The 20,166-nt window shown below is 57.0% G+C and carries 14 protein-coding genes; 10 read left to right on the top strand and 4 right to left on the bottom strand.

From position 1 onward, the window contains the following. The coding region (locus tag EN869_RS33100) for an SIS domain-containing protein (protein ID WP_135857523.1) at positions 1-386 on the top strand (386 nt) is incomplete at its 5' end. Between the two features lie 318 nt (positions 387-704). Here the strand turns inward: EN869_RS33100 and EN869_RS33095 are convergent. Next, on the bottom strand, positions 705-2,192 hold the full coding sequence (locus EN869_RS33095; protein ID WP_127230812.1) for a calcium-binding protein: 1,488 nt from the start codon (positions 2,190-2,192) through the stop codon (positions 705-707). 812 nt (positions 2,193-3,004) lie between these two features. On the opposite strand from EN869_RS33095, the gene EN869_RS33090 reads away from it, so the two are divergent. Genes EN869_RS33090 through EN869_RS33070 form a run of 5 tightly spaced genes read left to right on the top strand, consistent with a single transcriptional unit; the run spans position 3,005 to position 11,911 of the window. After that, a complete protein-coding gene (locus EN869_RS33090) occupies positions 3,005-4,213 on the top strand; it encodes a glycosyltransferase family 4 protein (protein WP_127230811.1) in 1,209 nt (402 codons plus the stop codon). Further along, on the top strand, positions 4,210-5,463 hold the full coding sequence (locus EN869_RS33085) for a polymerase (RefSeq protein WP_127230810.1): 1,254 nt from the start codon (positions 4,210-4,212) through the stop codon (positions 5,461-5,463). The genes EN869_RS33090 and EN869_RS33085 overlap by 4 nt, the downstream gene beginning before the upstream one ends. 1 nt (position 5,464) lies before the next feature. Beyond that, positions 5,465-7,444, top strand: coding sequence for an asparagine synthase (glutamine-hydrolyzing) (gene asnB / locus EN869_RS33080; RefSeq protein WP_127230809.1), 1,980 nt, complete (start codon positions 5,465-5,467; stop codon positions 7,442-7,444). A 1-nt stretch (position 7,445) separates the two neighbouring features. Further along, on the top strand, positions 7,446-9,659 hold the full coding sequence (locus EN869_RS33075; protein ID WP_127230808.1) for an exopolysaccharide transport family protein: 2,214 nt from the start codon (positions 7,446-7,448) through the stop codon (positions 9,657-9,659). 26 nt (positions 9,660-9,685) lie between these two features. After that, entirely contained in the window at positions 9,686-11,911 is a 2,226-nt protein-coding gene (locus tag EN869_RS33070; protein ID WP_127230807.1) for a lipopolysaccharide biosynthesis protein, read from the top strand. 231 nt (positions 11,912-12,142) lie between these two features. On the opposite strand, the gene EN869_RS33065 is transcribed toward EN869_RS33070, so the two are convergent. Further along, positions 12,143-13,210 carry an NAD-dependent epimerase gene (locus tag EN869_RS33065; RefSeq protein ID WP_127230818.1) on the bottom strand — a complete coding sequence of 356 codons (1,068 nt, stop codon included), beginning with the start codon at positions 13,208-13,210 and terminating at the stop codon, positions 12,143-12,145. Between the two features lie 237 nt (positions 13,211-13,447). Then, positions 13,448-13,990 carry a helix-turn-helix transcriptional regulator gene (locus EN869_RS33060; protein WP_245489669.1) on the bottom strand — a complete coding sequence of 181 codons (543 nt, stop codon included), beginning with the start codon at positions 13,988-13,990 and terminating at the stop codon, positions 13,448-13,450. Positions 13,991-14,517: 527 nt separating this feature from the next. On the opposite strand from EN869_RS33060, the gene EN869_RS33055 reads away from it, so the two are divergent. Next, positions 14,518-16,203, top strand: coding sequence for a PAS domain S-box protein (locus EN869_RS33055; RefSeq protein ID WP_245489668.1), 1,686 nt, complete (start codon positions 14,518-14,520; stop codon positions 16,201-16,203). Here the strand turns inward: EN869_RS33055 and EN869_RS33050 are convergent. Next, positions 16,200-16,874: a response regulator transcription factor gene (locus EN869_RS33050; RefSeq protein WP_127230804.1), complete on the bottom strand. Its 675-nt coding sequence runs from the start codon at positions 16,872-16,874 to the stop codon at positions 16,200-16,202. The two genes, EN869_RS33055 and EN869_RS33050, sit on opposite strands and share 4 nt — an antisense overlap. A gap of 656 nt (positions 16,875-17,530) precedes the next feature. On the opposite strand from EN869_RS33050, the gene EN869_RS33045 reads away from it, so the two are divergent. The 3 genes from EN869_RS33045 to EN869_RS33035 are packed head-to-tail and all read left to right on the top strand — an operon-like array spanning position 17,531 to position 20,118. Next, on the top strand, positions 17,531-18,253 hold the full coding sequence (locus EN869_RS33045; RefSeq protein ID WP_127230803.1) for an NDP-sugar synthase: 723 nt from the start codon (positions 17,531-17,533) through the stop codon (positions 18,251-18,253). Positions 18,254-18,310: 57 nt separating this feature from the next. Then, complete coding sequence (locus EN869_RS33040) at positions 18,311-19,447, top strand: DegT/DnrJ/EryC1/StrS family aminotransferase (protein ID WP_127230802.1); 1,137 nt, start codon at positions 18,311-18,313, stop codon at positions 19,445-19,447. Further along, positions 19,444-20,118 carry a sugar transferase gene (locus EN869_RS33035; RefSeq protein WP_127230801.1) on the top strand — a complete coding sequence of 225 codons (675 nt, stop codon included), beginning with the start codon at positions 19,444-19,446 and terminating at the stop codon, positions 20,116-20,118. Before EN869_RS33040 ends, EN869_RS33035 begins: the two co-directional genes overlap by 4 nt. Positions 20,119-20,166 lie beyond the last annotated feature (48 nt).

Genomic DNA, 20,166 nt, shown 5'->3' with positions numbered 1-20,166 from the left:
GCGCGCTGAAGCTCAAGGAGATCTCCTACATCCACGCCGAGGGCTATGCCGGCGGCGAGCTCAAGCACGGGCCGATCGCGCTGATCGACGAGAACATGCCGGTGATCGTGATTGCGCCGCATGACCGGATCTTCGAAAAGACCGTGTCGAACATGCAGGAAGTGTCGGCGCGCGGCGGCAAGATCATCCTGATCACCGACGCCAAGGGCGCGGCGCAGGCCGGCATCAAGACGATGGAGACGATCATCCTGCCCGAGGTGCCGGAGATCATTGCGCCGATCATCTACGCGCTGCCGATCCAGATGCTGGCATATTTCACGGCCGTGTTCATGGGCACCGACGTCGACCAGCCGCGCAATCTGGCGAAATCGGTGACGGTGGAGTAGGTGGAGGGTTAACCTGCTTAAATTCAGGTCATTAATTATCGGCGAACGGTGTCGCCGATAATGATACAACTTCTTTGCTTTGCGCAATCCCGATGCGTAGTGCGCTTTTGCGGCGATCGAGGATACCGCTTGGCCAATCCGCCTGCAGGCAGCTAACCTTTGCAATTCGCACGCTGTTGGAGCAATTCCAGGAAGTGTGAGGGGTTTTCCGCCCGGAAATTGCGACAAAACAAACAGATAGAGCGGTTCACCGTTTCCATGAAACGGTGAACCGCTCTAAATCGTCACGAAAGCTCCATGTCGGAGGGAGACCTACCTCTAGACCACAGCGAACGAGTTCGCTGTAACCGCAAGGTGCGGGGAGAGGGCGGCGAACTGGATCTGGGCCGCGCTGCCTGATCCGTCACTGTCGAAATAGAGCGCGCCGGTTGAGCTGTTGTAGACGATATGGTCGGAGGTATCGTGCGCCGCGGTACCGGCATAGAAAGCATCGCTGGTGAGTGCGCCAACCGTGAGCCCTGCAAAGATGGCGTGATCCAATTGGATTTTGTCCAGAGACGGGTTGAAGTCGGTGATCGTGGCAACATTGCCGCTGCCAAGAGCGCTTTTGAAAACGAAGGTGTCGTGGCCACCATTGCCGGTCAGCCAATCGCCGCCGCCACCGCCATTTATGATGTTGTCGCCGGCATTTCCAATGACGTGCTGACGCAACTCGTTTCCGGTCAAGTTGATCGCCGTTGTGCCGGCGTCCTTCTGAGTTCCGAGGACTTCAATCGACGAGCCGGCCGAGAGCGCGTAGCTTACAGAAGCCCACACCCTGTCTTGGCCCTGGCCAGCAGACTCGATCACCTTGCTGGCGGAATTGTTGACATAGTAATCGTCGTTTCCGCCATAACCAGCCATGGTGTGGGCGCCGCTGTCGGACGCGCGTAGGACATCGTTGCCACTGGTGCCCTTCATATCCGCGGTTGGGGTTGTGGTAGGAGGCGGGGTGGTCGTACCAGTACTATTGCTAGTGCCACTACCGGTACTAGAGCCGGTGCCACTACCAGTACCAGTGCTGGTGCTGGTATGAGTGTTGTGGTCCAGGAAAAAGGCCTGCATCGATGGGGTGTTGCCAAGCGAGGTCTCGCCGTTCTGCGAGGACCATTTATAGGCCATGTCGAAGGCAGGCGACGGAACGAGCTTTGCAAAATGGTCTATAATGGCCTGTTCCTGGGCGGCGGTAGGCATCACATAAGACCCGCCCGTATTGGTCGCCCAGCCGCCGCCGCCAAACGCCTGATAAACAGGAATGATTGCACTCTGTGGAATGCCCGCTTTCTCCGCCGCAGCGACGGCTCTATCGATGTAGTTGAAGTCGACCACGCTCGAGCGCACGGGGTAGGGATCGAGCCCGTAATAGTCGATTCCCGTATTAGCGGGATTGTACGTGTTGGCGTAATCGGAGGCCGTGAACGACCCCATGTCCATCAGCGTAATGAAGGTTTTCGCGCCCGGAAAATGTGAGTGAATCCAGTCGGACTCGGCCTTCAGATTCGCAGCACTGACCTGTGTATGGTACCTGCCCGTGGGATCGGGCTCGTCAGTGAGATAAAAGCCAAAAACCTTGGAATTGCCGAGGAGGGGCGTCACCTTGTCTATGAAGGACTGGGTCACCCCATTGCTTTCGTTTAGGTATATCAAGGCCTTGGTGCCGTCCGGCAGAGCGTTGACCGACGATGCGTACTGAAGGTCGATCAAGTTGAAGCCATCAGCTATGGCAGCGGAGGCGGGGGCGCCGTAGGCGTAGTGCATGGTAGCCATGCGAACATCCTTCTTTTGATTGATAAGCGCCCCACCCCTGCCTAACCGAGAGGGTACATTAGCGCCAAATCAAATACGAAAATGCGTTGATAGAATGATTGATCGAGGGCTTACAGCCACCAAAAACGTTAGTCTTAACAGTTATTTAGACCGATTTTTGGTGTTTGACGGCGCCCCAAACTATCTGGGGATATCAACCATCCTGCTATTCGACCTTCAAACCCCAAGACCGATGACGCGGTGATCGACACGCTGTTGAACCAAAACAACCGATACCGGTAGAATCGTTGATGCTGAGCAGCAGAACACAGGAAGCAGTTGTCAGGATCAATTCCCGGATTTTTGGGAAAACTTGGAACTTTCTTGGGATGTGACCAGTGCGAGGCACACTCTCCTTTTTCGAGCGAAGGAAACCTCGTTGGATGCGCTTCCTTTAGGCATTTTGTCAGGAATTCAGCTCTGCCGATTCCTCGTCAGGTCCAGGTCTATGCGATCAGCCGCGTTCGCCAAACTTAGACTTGAGGGGGCAGTTGAACCGAAGGAATTCGAGCTGAGGCCTTGTCCACCGGCTCTGAGCAGTTGAGCCTCGAATCACCTTCGCCAAAATGGTCATCCGAATCGCGCTCCAACGCAGCCGCGCGCCCTGAGATGGGTCCGCTCATTCAAACGGACGAGGACATCGGGCGAGCCTGCCCGTACCGTGAACCTTGGCGCAAACATGTATCTGAGTAGCGAACCAATATCATGGAAGCAGGAAGAAATGCTGACCAGTGCTCGCGACCCAGCTCAGACAGGCGGTCGGGGGAGACAGCATGAACCCGCATCTTGTGTGCGTTGGAGGCGAGGACCATGCCTTCAGGATACCGTTTCTGCTGTCGTTGCGTCAGAAGGGCTTCCAGGTCACGGCAGTGTCGAGCGGTCCGGATACCGCATTTTCGCAGCACGACATTCCGCACCATCGCTACGGTTTCGACCGATTTTCCAGCGGCAGTGGGGGCGCCGTAAGGACGATCAGAAAACTGATCTCGGACCTGCGTCCGGACATTGTACAGAGCTTTGATACCAAGCCCAATCTCTTGACGCCGCTGGCGATAAGGGGAGCCGTCCCGGTCATCCGTACCATCAATGGCCTTGGCTGGACGTTTTCTTCTCTGCAGCCGAGAGCCCTGGCGCTGCGGCCCGTGTTTTGCGGATTGCAGTGGCTTTCGTCGCTCTGGACGGCGGCGACAGTGTTTCAAAATCGCGACGATCACGCTTTCTTTGAGCGCTACCGACTGATAGCGCGCGGGACTGGTCGCCTGATCCGCAGCTCCGGCATCGACATCGACGGCTTTACCAAGGCAAGACAGAGCGCGCCGTCGTCGCAGGCGATGCGCGAGCAGCTCGGGCTTTCATCGGCAGAAGTGATCATTTTTGTCGGCCGGCTGACGCGCGAGAAGGGCATCCCGGCGCTGCTTGAGGCAGTTCCCCGCGTTCTTGAAAAAAGGCCGAATGCGCGTTTCGTACTTGTCGGTCCATGGGAATCCGAGGGGCCGTTCGCCGTCGACAGATCGGAAATTGAACGCCATTCCCCCCATGTCATTGCGCTGGGTCCACGGCGCGATGTTCCCGCTCTTCTTGGCATGGCGGATTTGTTTGCCTTTCCGACACAATATCGGGAAGGGGTGCCACGCGTCCTGCTCGAGGCAGGATTGGCTGGGCTGCCTATCGTGGCTTCAGACATGCCGGGCTGCAACGAAGTGGTCGAGCCTGGTTGGAATGGATACCTTTTTCCAGCTGGCGACGCCGATGCGCTTGCCTCCAAGATAAATCAAGTCCTGGCCGACCGCCCCAAGGGGGCGGCCATGGGCGCTCGTTCCATCGAATTCGTTAAGCAGCATTTCGCCCTGCCGCTGGTGGTCGCCCAGTATTGCGATCTTTACCGGCATATTCTTGACGCCAAAGCCATCGGCGCATCAATTCAGGCATCGCAGACCGAAAAGGATACCGTGCTTGGTCCGTTGGGCGAGGTGCGCCAATGATCCGAGACGTCCTGTTGGCCGGCGGGGTTGCGATGGCTTATGCGTCGCAACTCGAAATTCCAGGAGCGCCGTTCGGAATCAGCCAAGTGCTGCTGGCGCTTTGGATACTGATCTCCATTTGCCGCGCACTTGCCGGCGGGCGACTTGAAGCCACGCGGGCCCTTTCAATTTTTGTCGCCTTCTGGGCGATCATGACATTCGCCCTCGGGCTAGGCCTGATTGTCGGCATGCTTACGAACGTTCAGTACATGGACGCTCCGGTTCACGACATGATTGCCTATCTGTTGCTGGCATTCGTTACATGTCTCCTCGCGGCGGATCCTGAGGCGGATCGACGTTTGCGCCACACCTCTTGGTGGGTGATCGCCATCGCGGACGCATGTTTTGTTTTCCAATTAGCGCTTGGGTTCGGTTGGATTCATCAATCCGGAGTGAACCCTTGGTTCTGGGACCGGTTCACAGGATGGTCGGACAACCCAAACCAACTGGCTCTATACTGTGCGCTGTTCGGCCCCCTTGCACTGCACCTGTCAATGACAACAAAAAATTGGCTATCCGTAATATTTGGAGTGATGAGTATTATTCTGATAATATATGTCGGAAGGTTGACAAAGAGCGATACATATCTATTGGCAATAGTGATAACTGGTTTGGTATTGCTGATGCTGCGCGTCCGAGGCTGGATCGCAGTTGGCGGAAAGGTCACTCTCGGTCGTCAAATCAGCCTTTTGCTGTTGCTTGCTTTGATCCCGCTTGCGATTTCCGCAACACCCTATGTGCTTGCGGAAACGAGCAATGTTGAAAACTTCGCCAAGAGTCTGACCAAAGGCGAGGGTGGCGAGGCGACGGCCGACACCGCCAATCTGCGCATCAATATCTGGACCAATGCTCTGGGCAAGGGATTGGGGTCTGCTTCACTGGGTCTTGGTCCCGGGCCACATGTCGACAGATCTGTTGTGACCAAGGAGTTCATCGACCTGCCGTTTGAGGCCCACAGCACACCACTGGATTTGTTCACTCAAGGAGGCATTCTGGCAGTCCTCGCCCTGTTGTGGATCCTGCTGGCCGCAGTCATCTCTGCTTGGCGTGCAAAGCTCGATGCTCTGGTGGCGCTCGCGTTGTCGGTCGCCATCTTCGGCTTACCCCATTTGGTCATTCGCCATCCGATCGTTTGGTTCTCGATCGCTCTTTGCCTCATGGCGGCAGATCCCAAGTCTATCGCGGCAACTGCGGCAGCGAGGGGCCGTTAATATGTGCGGAATCGCAGGGATCTTTCTTGCGCCGGACGCGCCCAGTACAGGGCCACTCAAAGCCATCGCACGGATGACAACGGCCCTTCGTCACAGAGGGCCTGACGGCGAAAGCTTCTGGAAAGATGTGGAGGCTGGTGTCGCTTTCGGCCACAGCCGATTGGCAATCGTGGATCTGTCGGAAACCGGCAGCCAGCCCATGCGCTCGGAAAGCGGCCGGTACATCATCACCTTCAACGGCGAGATATACAATTTTCGGGACTTGCGACGAGAGCTTGAGAGCGCTGGCCGCACTTTTCGCGGTACCTGCGATACAGAAGTCGTACTTGGCGCTGTGGAGCACTGGGGGCTCGAAGTTGCGCTTACGCGCTTTGTCGGCATGTTTGCGTTCGGACTGTGGGACGCAAAAACGAGAACGCTTCATCTCGCCCGCGATCGGATGGGAGAAAAGCCGATCTACGTCGCCCCGACGCGGCATGCCCTGGTTTTTGGCTCCGAACTCAAGGCCATTAGGTGCTTCCCGGATTTCCACCCGGAACTCGATCTCGGTGCCGCTAGAGCCATGCTCTCAACGGGATGGGTGCCGGATGACAGTTGTATCTGGCGCGGCGTTTTCAAATTGCCTCCAGGATCGGCTCTGTCTTTGACGGCCGCGGATTTCGCAAAAGCTCGCCGTACCGGAAGCGTTCGCAACAAAGTGCGGTTCTGGTGGTCATTGGCCGACGTCGCCACGAAAGGCCGGCAAGATCCGATCGTCGGCAGCGACCAAGAGTTGACGAATGAACTCGATCGATTGCTTCGTCTCTCTGTTCGAGAGCGCATGGGCGCAGATGTGCCGCTCGGCGCCTTCCTGTCGGGCGGCATAGACAGTTCGACTGTTGCTGCGCTAATGCAGGTCCAATCCGAAAAGGCCATACGCACTTTCACAGTCGCCTTCGGGGAGCAGGGATTCGATGAAGCTCCTCATGCTGCGGCGGTCGCTCAGCACATAGGCACCGATCATACAGAACTGCACCTTTCCCCTGCTTCCGCGCGCGATGTCATTCCGGAATTGCCCAGTACCTGGGACGAGCCGTTCGCCGATGAATCGCAAATCCCCACCCTGCTGGTGGCGCGGCTTGCGCGCCAGCACGTTATGGTGGCGCTGACCGGCGACGGAGGCGATGAGTGTTTCGCCGGCTACACACGCCATCTGATGGCGGTGCAAGCAAATCTGCGGCATCGTTTGCCTCCGCCACTGCGTGGATCGCTTGCAACAAGCATTGGACTTATGGCGCGCGCCACCCGCCACGGTTTTTTCGGCAGGCTGCCACTTTCAGCGCTCTTCGGCCATGCATTGCGCAGCGACCGGCTGGAGCGATTGGCTCAATTGCTCGCCGCTTCGGATCAGGAGGAGCTGTACCAGCGCCTGACAGGGTCATCCACGACAAGTCGCCAGACATCAACTCTCCGAGCTCCGCAACTCGAGGATTTGCTGTCCCGGCTTCTCTACAACGATATGGCAGGATATTTGCCCGGGGACATTCTGGTGAAGCTGGACCGAGCCAGCATGGCGAATGGGCTGGAAGGCCGATGCCCGCTGCTTGACCATCGCGTTGTTGAATTCGCCTGGCGGCTGCCACCGAAAGCAATGGTCCGCCATGGACGAGGTAAATGGCTTCTTCGGCAGTTATTGCATCGCTACGTTCCCCGGCGGCTGATCAATAGGCCCAAGCAGGGCTTCGATGTTCCCATCGCGGTCTGGTTGAAAGGGCCGCTGCGTGGATGGGCGAGTGACCTGTTCGCCGACATGCGCCACTGCGGAGATGGGCTTTTGGACCTCGACAAGGTCCAGACGCGCTGGTGCGATCATGTCAAGGGAAAGCGGGATCATTCCCGTGATCTTTGGGCAACATTGATGTTCCTGGCATGGCGCGCCGACGCCGACCGGCTTCCGGTGCCGGCGAGACCGACGCGCATGCTTGAAATGACGGGAGTTTAAGATGGAAGGTTCGATAGCCGGGCGAGCAAAGCTGCCACGCGTCGCAGAGATGCGCGCCGAAGTGCGCGAGCCCAATCCGCGCATGCGGCGTCCGTTACGTGACGTCGCAGAAGCCCAAACGCAGCTGGGCCAATTGTTGATTGCCTTGACGACCCGCAAATGGTTCTTGCTCGCAATGATCGTTTTGGGCGGTGCCGTTGCCGGGCTAGCCGGCTTCGCCCGGCCGGCGCTGTATGAGGCCACCACGCAGATCATCGTCGACAGCCCGACCAGAAGCACGCCTCAATCGGTCGGCGGTCAGGATATGCTTGATACCAGCATTGACAATCATCTGACGATGCTGACCTCACAAGCTCACATGCGTCGGGTGGTCGAGGTCATTTATAAACCAACGCCCGGTGGGCAGGCCAACACCCAGGGTTCCGCGGCGCAAAGCTTCGTTTCCCCGACCAAATCGAAATCATTTGCAAGTGCACTGCTGGCCGGGATTTGGCCGGATCACACTGACGTTAGCCCAGAGGCCAGAGAGGCTGCGAGGCTAAAGGCGCTGAGTCGCTACGTCAGGGTCGGACAGGAACTGCGGTCGCGGGTCATCACCATTGGCTTTACCGATCCAGATCCTGCTCGAGCGGCATTCGTGGCCAACACATTCGCGCAAGTGTATGTCCAAGATCTCACGCGGACCGCGCAGGCCTCCGATAAGTTGGAGCTCGAATCCGTCGTCGCTGCGCTGCCTGGCGTGCAGTCCGATCTCGCACAGGCGGCCGACCGGCTTGAAAAGTACCGGCTAAGTCACGGAACCGTCGACCCGGGCGCTGTTGACAATGCAGTCCGCGAAACAGCCGACCTGAGTCAGCAGCTATCAATGTCTCGCGCAGACCTCTCCTCGGCCGAGGCCCGTGTTCAGCAGATTCAAGAATTGCAGCGGTCCGGTGCTACGAACGCTACGCTTGCGGGCATAATCGGATCACCGACGCTAAGCGACCTGATAGCCCGGCAGGGCGGCGATTCCGCAAACGCGGATCTGAATGTTGCCGTCAAGCGCGAAATCGAACAGGGCCTTGAGCGCATCAGGTCGGAAGCCAACATCTATCGCGCGCAAATTTCCACTCTGGAGGCGCGCAAGAAGGTGCTTGACGCGGTCGTAGCGGATACAGCAGGCCGGCTTTCCGGGCTTCGTGCATTGGAGCCGGCGGTCAGCATATTGACGCAGCGGTATAATGATCTCCTGAACAGACAGCAGGATTTGACGAACCGCGTCGCGGTTCCGTCTGCGGGAGTTTCGATAGTTTCGGCAGCATGGCCGCCGACCAACCCGAAGAGCCTTTCGCCGATCTTCCTTATCCCGCCGGGTATGGTCGTATTCGGTCTCGTTGGCGGCGTCTTGATTCTCTTGCAGAGCCGCATGAACCGCACAATGCGCGGTGAGGCTGAAACAGAAGCAGCGCTCGGCTTCCCTTCGGTTGGGCTGTTGCCCAAGATATCAGGAGCCAGCGCCAAGCGGCTGCAGATCCTCACTCTCGGCCAGAAAAATTCCGTCTATGGCCGCTCTGCATTGTCCCTGTTGATCAATGTGGCACCCGAACCGGCGCCTGGACGATCCTCGCAAATAGTGCTCATCACCTCCAGCGACAAAGGCGACGGAAAAACAGAGCTCGCATGGAGCCTGGCGCTCTCGGCCACGCGCCTGTGCGGCAAGGTCCTGTTCATTGATCTTGACCCGCACGACAAGCACCTGACCCATGACTTTGTGCGCGAATTCGGCACCTCCAAGCCGCACAGGTCGTTTGCAGACTATGTGAAGGGCCGCTGCGAGTTGGACGAGGCAGTTGTGGGCATGCCCGGTATCGGCATCGATTTCATGGCCGCTCCCATTGTTTCGGATGATCTTTTGAAGTTGCTGGTCGAAGTCGATTCGCCGCGATACTTCGCTGACAAGCTGGGCGCCGTATACAATCTTGTCATCCTCAACGCTCCGCCCGGGCTGGACGGTCCGGAATCCCGGCTGCTGACCAATTGGGCGGATTCCATTGTGTTTGCTGTCCGTTGGGCCAGGACACGGCGCAGTGTCGCACGCAGCATTCTGGAGTCGCTGCAGCCGGATGGGCCGAGGTCCGCTCCGATAGGGATCGCTCTCACGGGCGTAAATCTCAAGCAGCATGCCAAGTATCATTTTGGAGACAGTGGCGATCTTTTGCTGGCTGGAAATCGATAAAGCACTCAAGCCCCCGGTCACAAGAAATGATCATCGAACTCTTTGGACCACCAGGAGCTGGCAAAAAAGTCTTCGCCCAGACGCTCGCCGATTGGCTGCGCAGGCAAGACTATGCTACGAAGGTGGTATTCAGCCAAAACTCAGGTCGGAGGTCAAAAAGCGTCGACCTTGGAATATTCATGTTTGTTTACAGGGTAACTTTTGCGATATTTACGACAGCTAAGCTATTTATATACACTGCGGACTTTATTAAATACCTGTCGATCTCATCCTCCATGCTGAAGGCAATTCAACCGCGAAGATTTATCTGGCGAGCTCGGATCTGGCAAAAAATCATAAATCTTTCCCATCGATGGGATCAGGCGCGACAATCCGGAGAGATTACAATATTCGACCAGGGGTACGTGCAGACTGTTGCCTCATTGGCCATCTTTCACGGGTGTGTTGACAACATAGCCATTGCAAGAGCGCTGAAAATCGCTCCTTCCAGCGATTTTATCTTGCGAGTGGTGTTGCCTCGCGCAGCAGTCGAGACGCGATTGCGGGAGCGAATGACGCACGCGGCTCCCGCCGAGCGCATTCTTGAGGCGGATTTCGACGCGAGCATGCGTGCGTTCGGAGTGTTTCAGAATATCAATGACATCCTTGTGGCAACCGACAGGAAAACAATCTCCGTCGACACTCTCGATGCTCAGTCCTTGTCGAGAAGCGTTGAGCTCGTCGGCCGCAAGATCGTCTCCAAGATCGCTCAGGACCAGGTTGTTCCCATGTACCGACACCAAGTTGCTCACGCACCGCAACCGCTGTTAGTAGACACCGCCTATCTCGATGGCGGTGGCGATACAATAACAATACAGAAGACCCTGAAACCTTCAGTCGAGACGGACGCGGTAGCTCTTGGGAAAGAAGAGATAAATCGTAGCCTGGGTTATGCTACTGTCTTTGCCCTAATGATCTATGTGGCGGGGGCAGGTCTAACCAGCCTGGCGCAATTGCTGATTGCTCGTATCGTAGGGTCGACCAGCTATGGTATTTACTCCTACGTTCTTTCAACCACTTCAGTGCTCGCCTACCTCGCAACTCTTGGTTTCAACGTATCGTTGTTGCGTTTCGTATCTGCCTATAGAGCTCAGGAGCGACTCGACCTGGCTCACGGTGTAATTAGATTTGCATTTCAACGCTCGTTGGCAGTGGCAACTCTATTCGGCCTGGCAGGGGCGGCCTATATCTTTCTGTCGTCGTCCTCACACAACCGGGAACTTGAGACCAGCCAACTCCTGGGCATGGCAGCCGTTCCGTTGGTAACGACCTCAGCCTTGGGCGCCGCTCTCATCCGTGCTTTCGGGGGCGGCGCTTCTGCCCTCTTGCCAGAACGCATTGTGCGTGATGGCCTGCTGCTGACATTGCTAGGTATTGCAGCCTTGTCCGGCTCGTGGGTTTTGGATGCACCGTTGGTCATGCAAGCGGTGTTGACGAGTTCCGCCGTAACAGTCGGATTCGTCTTTGTCTTATTGGCAAGATTTAAACCGCAAGGCTTGCTCCAGGCTGAACCTGCCGATGCGTCGAAGGATTGGTGGTCGGCGGTTCCTCCCATTATGTTGATGGCGGGTCTTGACGTCTTCATCAACAGAGCGGGGGTGATGGTGCTCGGCTGGACAGGCCACATACGGGACGCAGGCATTTTCGCCTTGGGGCTCAATGTCGCGTTGCTTGTCGGTCTCTCGTTGGTGGCCGTCTCCACAATGTTTTCGCCGACGGCAGCTACCCTTTACGCAAGGAACGACCGAAGGGGCTTACAGGAGCTATTTTCACGTGCTGCCTTGCTTTCTTCCGGTGCCGCAATAGCAATGGCAATCCCGTTGCTCTTGATTGTTCGGCCGCTTTTAAGCTGGTTCGGTGAGGATTTCGGAACTGGCGCGCCGATCGCGCGGGTGCTGATGCTCGGGTACGTGTTTGTGGCCCTGTGCGGACCGCAGCTCAATCTCTTGACTATGACCGGAAACGAATGGGCGGCCGCTGTGACAATGATTCTCGGGGCAGCTTTTGGTGTCGTCGGCTGTGCTATCGGAGTAGAGATCTACGGTCCGTTGGGCGCAGCGATAGGGCTCGCGCTTGCCCTCGTCGTATGGAACGTCGCCATGGCGATCTATATTCGCAAGCGGCTGAAGATCACGCCCGGACTGATCTACGCGATTACGTCCTTTAACAGCCACCCGGTCGAAAGCACCCAGCGGACTTGGTTCTTGCGCTGACTTGACACTTTCGGAGTGATGATCGGAACGCAGCCGACTACCCTCATCGATCAGCAAGAACGCGGCATTGTTTGTCGTGTTGGTCAGCGACGCGCGCTTCGTCGGGACGAGATGAGTCCAGAGCGTTCACCGTTTCACGGAACGGCGAACCGCTCTATCCGCTCACACTTTTCCTCGAATTGCGCCAGGAACAGACTGCGCGATTCTGAGAGAGCAGCAACGCTGGCAAGCTCACACGGAGACAAGCGTTTGTTGCGCCCCCGCGGATTTGGCGCCGTCTGTGTGAAAGTGCCGATACCATTCGACAAAACGGTTTACGCCATCCTCGAGCGCGGTCGCCGGCGCGAAGTTTACGGCGCGGCGAAGATCGCCAACATCGGCGCGTGTCTCAAGAACGTCACCCGGAGGCAAAGGCACATCCCTCCTGAGAGCTCTGCGACCTAGGGCTGTCTCGATAATCACGATCAGCCGATTGATCTCTTCGGGCCGATCATTGCCGATGTTGTACAGGCGATATGGGGCTGAGCTGGTAGCCGGATCGGCAGCGCAGCCGTCCCAATTGTGGTCGGCGCACGGTGGCGTTCCGAGCACTCGGACCACTCCTTCGACGATGTCGTCGATGTAGGTAAAATCTCGCCAGACATGGCCAGCGTTGGACACGTCGATCGTGCGTCCTTCGGCGATGGCATGCGTGAACGCGTAGACCGCCATGTCGGGTCTACCCCATGGTCCGTAGACGGTGAAGAAGCGCAACCCTGTCACCGGCAAGCCAAATAGATGGCTATACGAGTGCGCCATAGCTTCATTCGAGCGCTTGGTGGCGGCATAGAAGCTTATTGGGTGGGCAGCGCCGCTGTGTTCGGAAAAAGGTATCGCCTGGTTGGCGCCATAGACCGAACTGGACGAAGCGTAGACCAGATGCTTGATACCGAAATGCCGGCAACCCTCCAGGATGTTGAGAAACGCCACGATGTTGGACTGAACATAGGCGTGCGGGTCGACAAAGGAATAACGCACGCCCGCCTGAGCAGCCAGGTGCACGACATGCGACGGTTGAAAGTCGCAGAACAGAGATTGCACCGACAACCTATCCGCCAGATCCATGCGGATCGGCGTGAACCGTGGCTCGGCGCAGAGGTGCGCAAAACGCGCTTCCTTAAGCCTCGGATCGTAGTAAGGCGTGAAATTGTCAACGCCAATTACCTGCGCACCGTGACGCATAAGCCGGGACGCCACATGAAATCCGATGAATCCAGCAGCGCCGGTGACTACGATCGGACCTTTCCGCGCCACCTGCATAACCCGCATGTCCGGGCTCGTTTGATCGGATTCAGTTCCTGTGCAACAGGATTTGTCACGTTGAGCGTCGCGCATGCCCCTGGCCTTGGAACGGTGTCTGACCATGACGAATTATCCCTGCTTCGAAAATTCAACGCCGAGGTTGTCGGCATGGGCAGGGCTGCGCTTTGCGCAGACTCAATGCCAGACCAAACTAAAATTCGGGCAACGCGCCCTGCCTCGCGATTGAGGCGAGTGTCACGGCAGCACGGAAATTCGCCCGAGCAGCGCGACCAGTTCACCCTGGCGCTTGGTTTCAGTCTTGGCAAATAGCGAGGCAAGCTGAGACCGTATCGTGGTGCGGCTGAGACGCCAGCTGCGGGCGATTTCCAAGGGCGCATCCCCTTGAGCTAATCGCATGGCAAGCTGAGTTTCCGCGCTCGTCAGTCCGAACATCTTCTGCAATGTCTGTGGGTTGGCCGAGGACCGATTTTCCCGATCCAACAACGCCACGATACTCGTTCCGTCGGGAGTAATGACCCCGCCCTCGTTAAGTACGACCGGCCGGTCGTCAGTGCTGCGGATCACCACCCATGACAACGAACCTGGCAGGAAGTTGGTTGGAACGTTCGCGACGAGTCGCCGTAGCGCAGCCGTAAGTTCCGGGGCCGTGCCGGCCGCGTCGCCCTGTCGTTCAAAGGTGCTTTGAGCGGCAGTGTTCCACTCTAGCACCCTTTTTTCGCGATTAAGGACGAGAAAGCCGCAGCCAATGCGATCAAGCATGCCGGTGACGGATTCCATGCTCCGTCGCTTTGATGCACATGCGGTCCCCTGCCTGTCTGGCATGCAATGTGCCGCGCGTCGAACGCTGGCGCCATATGCAGTGCCCAATTCCATATGTTGCTTGCTCGCAACAGAGTCGTTGCGCCTATCAATGAAAGACATAGCCCTAACCCCACCCGTGTTTGGCCGAACTAATTCCCAAGCTCTCCTATCGCTATTTGACGTCACCCATTATGCGACGTCATCCACCGGGCGACGTCACCTGCCACGCGACGTCGCCTGCAAAAGTTGCCTTTCGCCCAAAAAACCTCTGTCCCTAGGGCTTGCATCGATTGTTTACTGCACCTGTGCGATGCCGAACAAAATCGGAGGCTGTTCTGAGTTTGATGATAATCTGGGATATGTGGGCCGCAATCCGGCAGTGGTACTAGACCGAACGGTGGCGTTCTAAGCTCGACGGGCTAATCCAAAAGTTCTAGTCTGAGGGCATGGGGTTGCATCTGCGTAGATTGGTTTCGCGCCTGCAAGGTATGTCGCTAGCCCACATGGCTTCCATGTTGGTGCTAATTGTCACTGTAGTATTCGAAATATCAAACTTAGCTCAGGCTGAAACAGAAGCCACTTTTATTTCATCTATTCCAGCTATAATTGTCTCTGTATATCTTGTCGGACGTAACGCAGCAATCGTCGCGACCTTGGTGACCGCCGCCGCCGCCCTGGCGGCCGCAAGAATTTTACGCGGTCAAGTTCCCGCCGAGGATTGGCTGCGTGCAATCTTCCTCCTCGTTTCTGGTTTTATGATTGCCTTCATGTTCCACCGCCTGCGGCAGGATGTCAGTAGGGTGTTGGAGATCGCCGAAAATAGATTAAGCGCTGTCGAGGCCACCGAAAGCCGCTTCCGTTCGGTGTTCGAGCGTGCGGCTATCGGCTTTGCAAACACCAACGAAAACGGCGAGCTTCTGCAGGCTAACCGACGTCTTTGCGAACTGACAGGATACAGCGAAGCCGACCTTGCTCACGTTCCGCTTGCGCGCCTTATTCATCCCGATGATCGTGTTGGCATTGTTGAAGCGCTTGCCGATCAAGGCAAGTCCGGGACGCGATTTGATGCGGAAGTACGGTTGTTCAGGAAGGATGGTTCCCCATTCTGGGCTCGCCTGAATCTGTCATCGTACCGGTCCGATGGCCTCCTTTCAGAGAGCGCGATCGTCGTTGTCGATGACATCTCGGACCGGCGGGCGGCACGCGAGGCGATCCGGATTCAAAAGGAACGGCTCGATCTGGCACTTTCGGCCGGGCGGTTGGGGACCTGGCAAATCGACCTCAAAAGCGAAGTTGTCACTGGTTCTGATAAATTTTGGGAAATTCTAGGCCTGCCCCAGGCCTCCGGTCGGCCATTGGATGAGCTAGCTGCCGTGGTCTACCCCGCAGACTGGCCAAAACTTGCAGTTCCTAGAGCATCCGTTCCCACTACAAATTACGATGTTGAGGTGAGAGTCCGACGATCGGATGGAACTGTTCGTTGGATCGCTCTGCGTGGGCGAGAGGAGCGGTACAATGATCAGCAGCTGCTAATCGGAATAGCAGCTGACCTGACCGAGCGTCGGCAGACCACGCTCTTGCGCGCCACGGTAAGGAGACGGGAACGGATCTTGATCGAGCAGCGTCACCGGTTCAGCAATCTTTTCTCGGTCGTCACGGCGCTGGTAAAGATGGTTGAGGTCCCCGGGAACAGTGTCACGAAGTTCAAGGAGGATCTAATTGATCGGATACGCGCGCTTGAGATCACGCATACGATGATCTTACGCAGCGGGAGTTCGGTACTGCTCCAAGACCTCGTGGTCCAGGAACTGTTACCGTACCTGGAAACGCGAAAGATAGTGACCCATGGCCCTGACGTCTCGATGTCAAACGGCGCTGCCGAAACCTTCGCAATGATTGTTCACGAGCTTGCGACGAACTCAGTCAAGCATGGTGTGCTTGGTGGTTCCAGGGGGCGCCTTGAGGTTAGATGGGTGTACGCTTCAGATAATGAGGCTGGCGATGACGTCGTGTTCGATTGGATCGAATCGGGGAGCCGCAGGAAAGCCAAGGACATCGGCCATGGCATGGGCTCGATGATATTGGGCGTCAATACCGCGCCGCTTATTGGCCATTCCTCGAAGTTGGAGATATTTGAAGGCGGTTTACGATATTCGCTGCGGTTGCCTCGACGCGAAATCGAAACCTAATCAACAAATTTCGTACGCCAGTTCTGTAGCGCGACGGCTGCTTCGGTGCGGTTGCGTACTCCTAGCTCACGCAATACCGCAGCGGCGTGGATTTTGGTCGTTGCTTCAGAAATGTCCAAATCGCGGGCTATCTCCTTGTTTGAGAAGCCTTCGGCCATCAGCTTGAGCACGTCTCGCTGCCTCGAGGTCAACTTGCTGAGGCTGGCCGCTTCCATCCGCCGTTGGGTCCAGGCTCTTGCGGATTGGAGTGGGGGTGATGCCGGACTCGCAGAAGGTCGAGACAACAGCGCCGGAACATAGATGCGGCCTGCCAGAATCTCGCGCACTGCCGACACCACTTCTTGGTCCGTTTGCGATTTCACGATATAGCCGTGCAGCCCGATCGATAGGGCTTTCAATATTTCCGCCCGTGAGTCGTTCCCGGAAACGATTGCAAAACGGGTGTCCGGATAAGCTGACAAAACATCGCCGAGCACCTGCTGGTTGAACAACCCCGGCATGTTCAGATCCAGAATGGCAAGATCGATGTTATCCCGCTGAGCCAAGACACTAACAACGGCGTCAAAATATCCGGCTTCGAATATTTCCACTTCCGGGAGTTCGGCTTTAAGCGCCAAACTGAGGCCACGACGATACAGACCGTGATCGTCTGCGATGACGATTCGATACATTTGCATTCCACCCCAACGCAGGCCCGCAGACGAGCCTTGAAACGCTTTATTCCGCCTTTAACGATCAATCGGGGAAAGGCCCTTGCGGTGGCCAACCACACGTTGAACGCCCAGAAAATCCGCACCCCTTCGCAAGCAAGATAGCTAATATAATCCTCTAAGGCGGAAAAATCTCCTTTTTTTTCAAGGGCCATTCAATCGGCTGGAAACGGACCGGCTCCGGCTTCGTCAAAGATTCGTCAAAGAGTTGTATCTCCGATCAGGCGCGTTTAAGGCCAATTACGAACGTTTCGATGTGATATCAGTTGTTTGAGGCGGAACGGCAAGCAAATTCCAGCAGCTGGATTCTCGGTTCCTCACACCGGCGCCTCTGCCTTTTGAAGGCATCGTTGCTAAATTTTTAGATGCAGGTGGACACTCGCTCCCGCGTGGCGGACACGTAGGGTCAGCGTAGAAGTTGAATCTGTGGAGGCGATGGATCGGTGCCATTCGATTGCACGACGACATCCCTCAAGCGCTCACATACCGTTCTTCATAGGATGCTCGGATTGACATGTAGCGCAGTTTCTCTCTGACCCATCAAGGTCGAAAGCGACCGGCAACCCGTCTACCCCAGGCACCACCCATGGACGTGCCAATGAACTATGGAGGATCGGATGAAAGCGGTTATTCAATGCGGTGGAATGGGAACACGACTTCGTCCCTTCACGTCGGTTTTGCCGAAGCCCCTGATGCCAATTGGTGCACGGCCCGTACTCGAGCTGCTTCTCAAGTGGCTGCGACGCAATGGCATTGAAGAGGTCTACATCACGACTGGATATCTCGGCCATCTCATCCGCAGCGTATGCGGTGACGGTTCGCAATGGAATCTGAAAATACGGTACACTCAGGAAATGGAGCCGCTGGGCACCATCGGGCCGCTCTCGCTTATCCGAGATGAGCTGACCGAGCCCTTCATCGTGCTCAACGGCGACGTTCTCACCGATCTGAGTCTCAGCAGGTTCACAGCTGCCCACCGCAAGCACAAAGATCCGGTCACTATCGCTACCGCCAACCGGCTCATCAAGATGGATTTCGGCGTCATCGACGAAGTCGACGATGCAGTGCAGGTGTTCCGCGAGAAGCCTACGCTTTCTCATCTCGTGAGCATGGGCATCTACTGCATGAACCCCGATGTCCTGAAGTTTATTCCCTCTGGCATCCCGTTCGGGTTCGACGACCTGATGCTCCAGATGATGCAGCAAGGCACCGTCGTCCACGTCTACAAGCATGAAGGGCTTTGGCTCGACATCGGCCGCGTCGACGATTTCCAGAATGCCCAGGCCATTTCCTGGGAGGAGCAGACGGCTTCGATTGAAGTTGCGGCAGCGGCCGCTTGACAGATCGCCGTCCTTGAGAAGCCCAAACCAGGATGATAATTCGGGAGTGAGGTCATCATGCTCTTGGTAAGTGCCCCGATCTTGGGTATTCCGGAGAAGGCTGCTCTGTCAAAGGTCATTGATAGCAGCTGGCTGACCATGGGCGAGCAGGTTCGCTTGTTCGAAGAGTCTTTTGCTCGCATGCACGGCGCGGACGATTGCGTTGCAGTGAGTTCCTGCACGGCGGCACTTCATCTCATTTTGCACGCACTTGGTATCGGCCCAGGCGATGAGGTGTTGGTTCCGTCGCTGACTTTCGTAGCGACCGCGAACTCAGTGCTCTATGTCGGCGCGACTCCTGTCTTTGTCGACATCGAGTCAGCCGACTTGCCGCTGATGTCCCTTGCGGAAGCCGAGGCTCGATGCACGCCGCGCACCAAGGCAATAATCCTCGTTCATTTCGCCGGGTATCTGGCCAATCGGGAACAATGGCAAAGGTTTGCCCGTAGTCGGGGACTGCACATCATCGAAGACGCAGCGCACGCACCCGGCTTGAGGGAAGTTGGGACCTTTGGCGTTGCTGCAGCCTTCAGTTTCTACGGCAACAAGAACATGACAACCGCCGAGGGCGGCGCTGTAATCGCCCAAGACCCCGAACTGCTCGGCAAGATCCGCCAGGCGCGCGGGCACGGGATGACCACTGGCACGCACCAGCGGCTAAACAGCCGCACGCCGCAGTATGACGTCACCATGCTCGGGTTCAACTATCGTATGGACGAGATGCGAGCCGCGATCGGGCTCGTCCAGTTGGCTAACCTGCAAGAATGGAACGAAGTAAGGCGCATCCTCGTCGTCCTCTATCGACGCCTCATCGCTGCACGCTGCCCGGCAATAACCATTCCATTCAATGAATCGCGGAGATCCGCTTACCACATTATGCCGATACTTTTGCCGCGATACGCAGACCGGCAAGACGTTATCGACGAACTGCGCGACCAGGGAATCCAAACCACGATCCACTACCCGCCGGTGCACCGGATGACGTTGTACCGCGAGCGTTCTCCCGAGATCCATTTGCCGCGAACAGAAGACTTTGCTCAGCGGGAACTGACGATTCCACTTCACCCGCAGATGACCTCAGCGGTGGTCGAGGCGGTTGTGGAAGCTCTGGCTACTGCGGTGAACAGCTGTGCCCAAGCGGGAACCGCCGCATGAACGCGACAGATCAATCCCTTCACCGGCACTTCATTGCAGTTTCGGATCATGGATTTGCACGGCGTTTGATCGACGTTGTTGTCGCAATCTTTGCCGCGATTTTGTTCTCGCCGCTAATGCTGCTGATCGCCGTCAGCCTTCTGGCCGCGGGCGGTGGACCTGTCTTGTTCGCACAGACCCGCCTGGGCGCCGGGGCTCGACCCTTTCGAATGTACAAGTTTCGCAAATTCGACGTGCGGTGCGACCCCCACGGCCTCGCATTGACGGTCGCCGGTGACAATCGCATGACAAGGATAGGGCGCGTGCTCGCCGCGACAAAGTTCGATGAGCTGCCGCAGCTGTGGAATGTAATCATAGGCGACATGGCAATCATCGGGCCACGGCCGGAGAGCCTGGCGTTCGCCGATTGTTTCCATAGCGGCGCCGAAGCTGTTTTGCGCTACAAGCCTGGTTTGCTCGGTCCGAGCCAAGTTCTGTTCCGAAACGAGGCGAGTTTCTATCCAAAATCCACGGATCCGTTGACGTACTATCGGGAGATCCTGTTTCCAGCCAAGGCCAGGATCGACCTTTCCTATTATCCGCAGCGGACTCTGGTGGCTGACGTCGTCTGGATGGCCCGCGGTTTTCTCGCCGTTTTCGGCCGGGTACCGCCGTCGCCGATCAAGACTTAAGCCCGTTCAGGACTGACACTCCGATGAGCCTCGCCGTCGGAGTTGGAG

This window comes from Mesorhizobium sp. M2D.F.Ca.ET.226.01.1.1 (genome assembly GCF_004022705.2).
In the GTDB taxonomy this organism is placed as follows: domain Bacteria; phylum Pseudomonadota; class Alphaproteobacteria; order Rhizobiales; family Rhizobiaceae; genus Mesorhizobium.
Note: the sequence above shows the minus strand (reverse complement) of the source record. Positions and strands in the feature narration are given on the sequence as shown.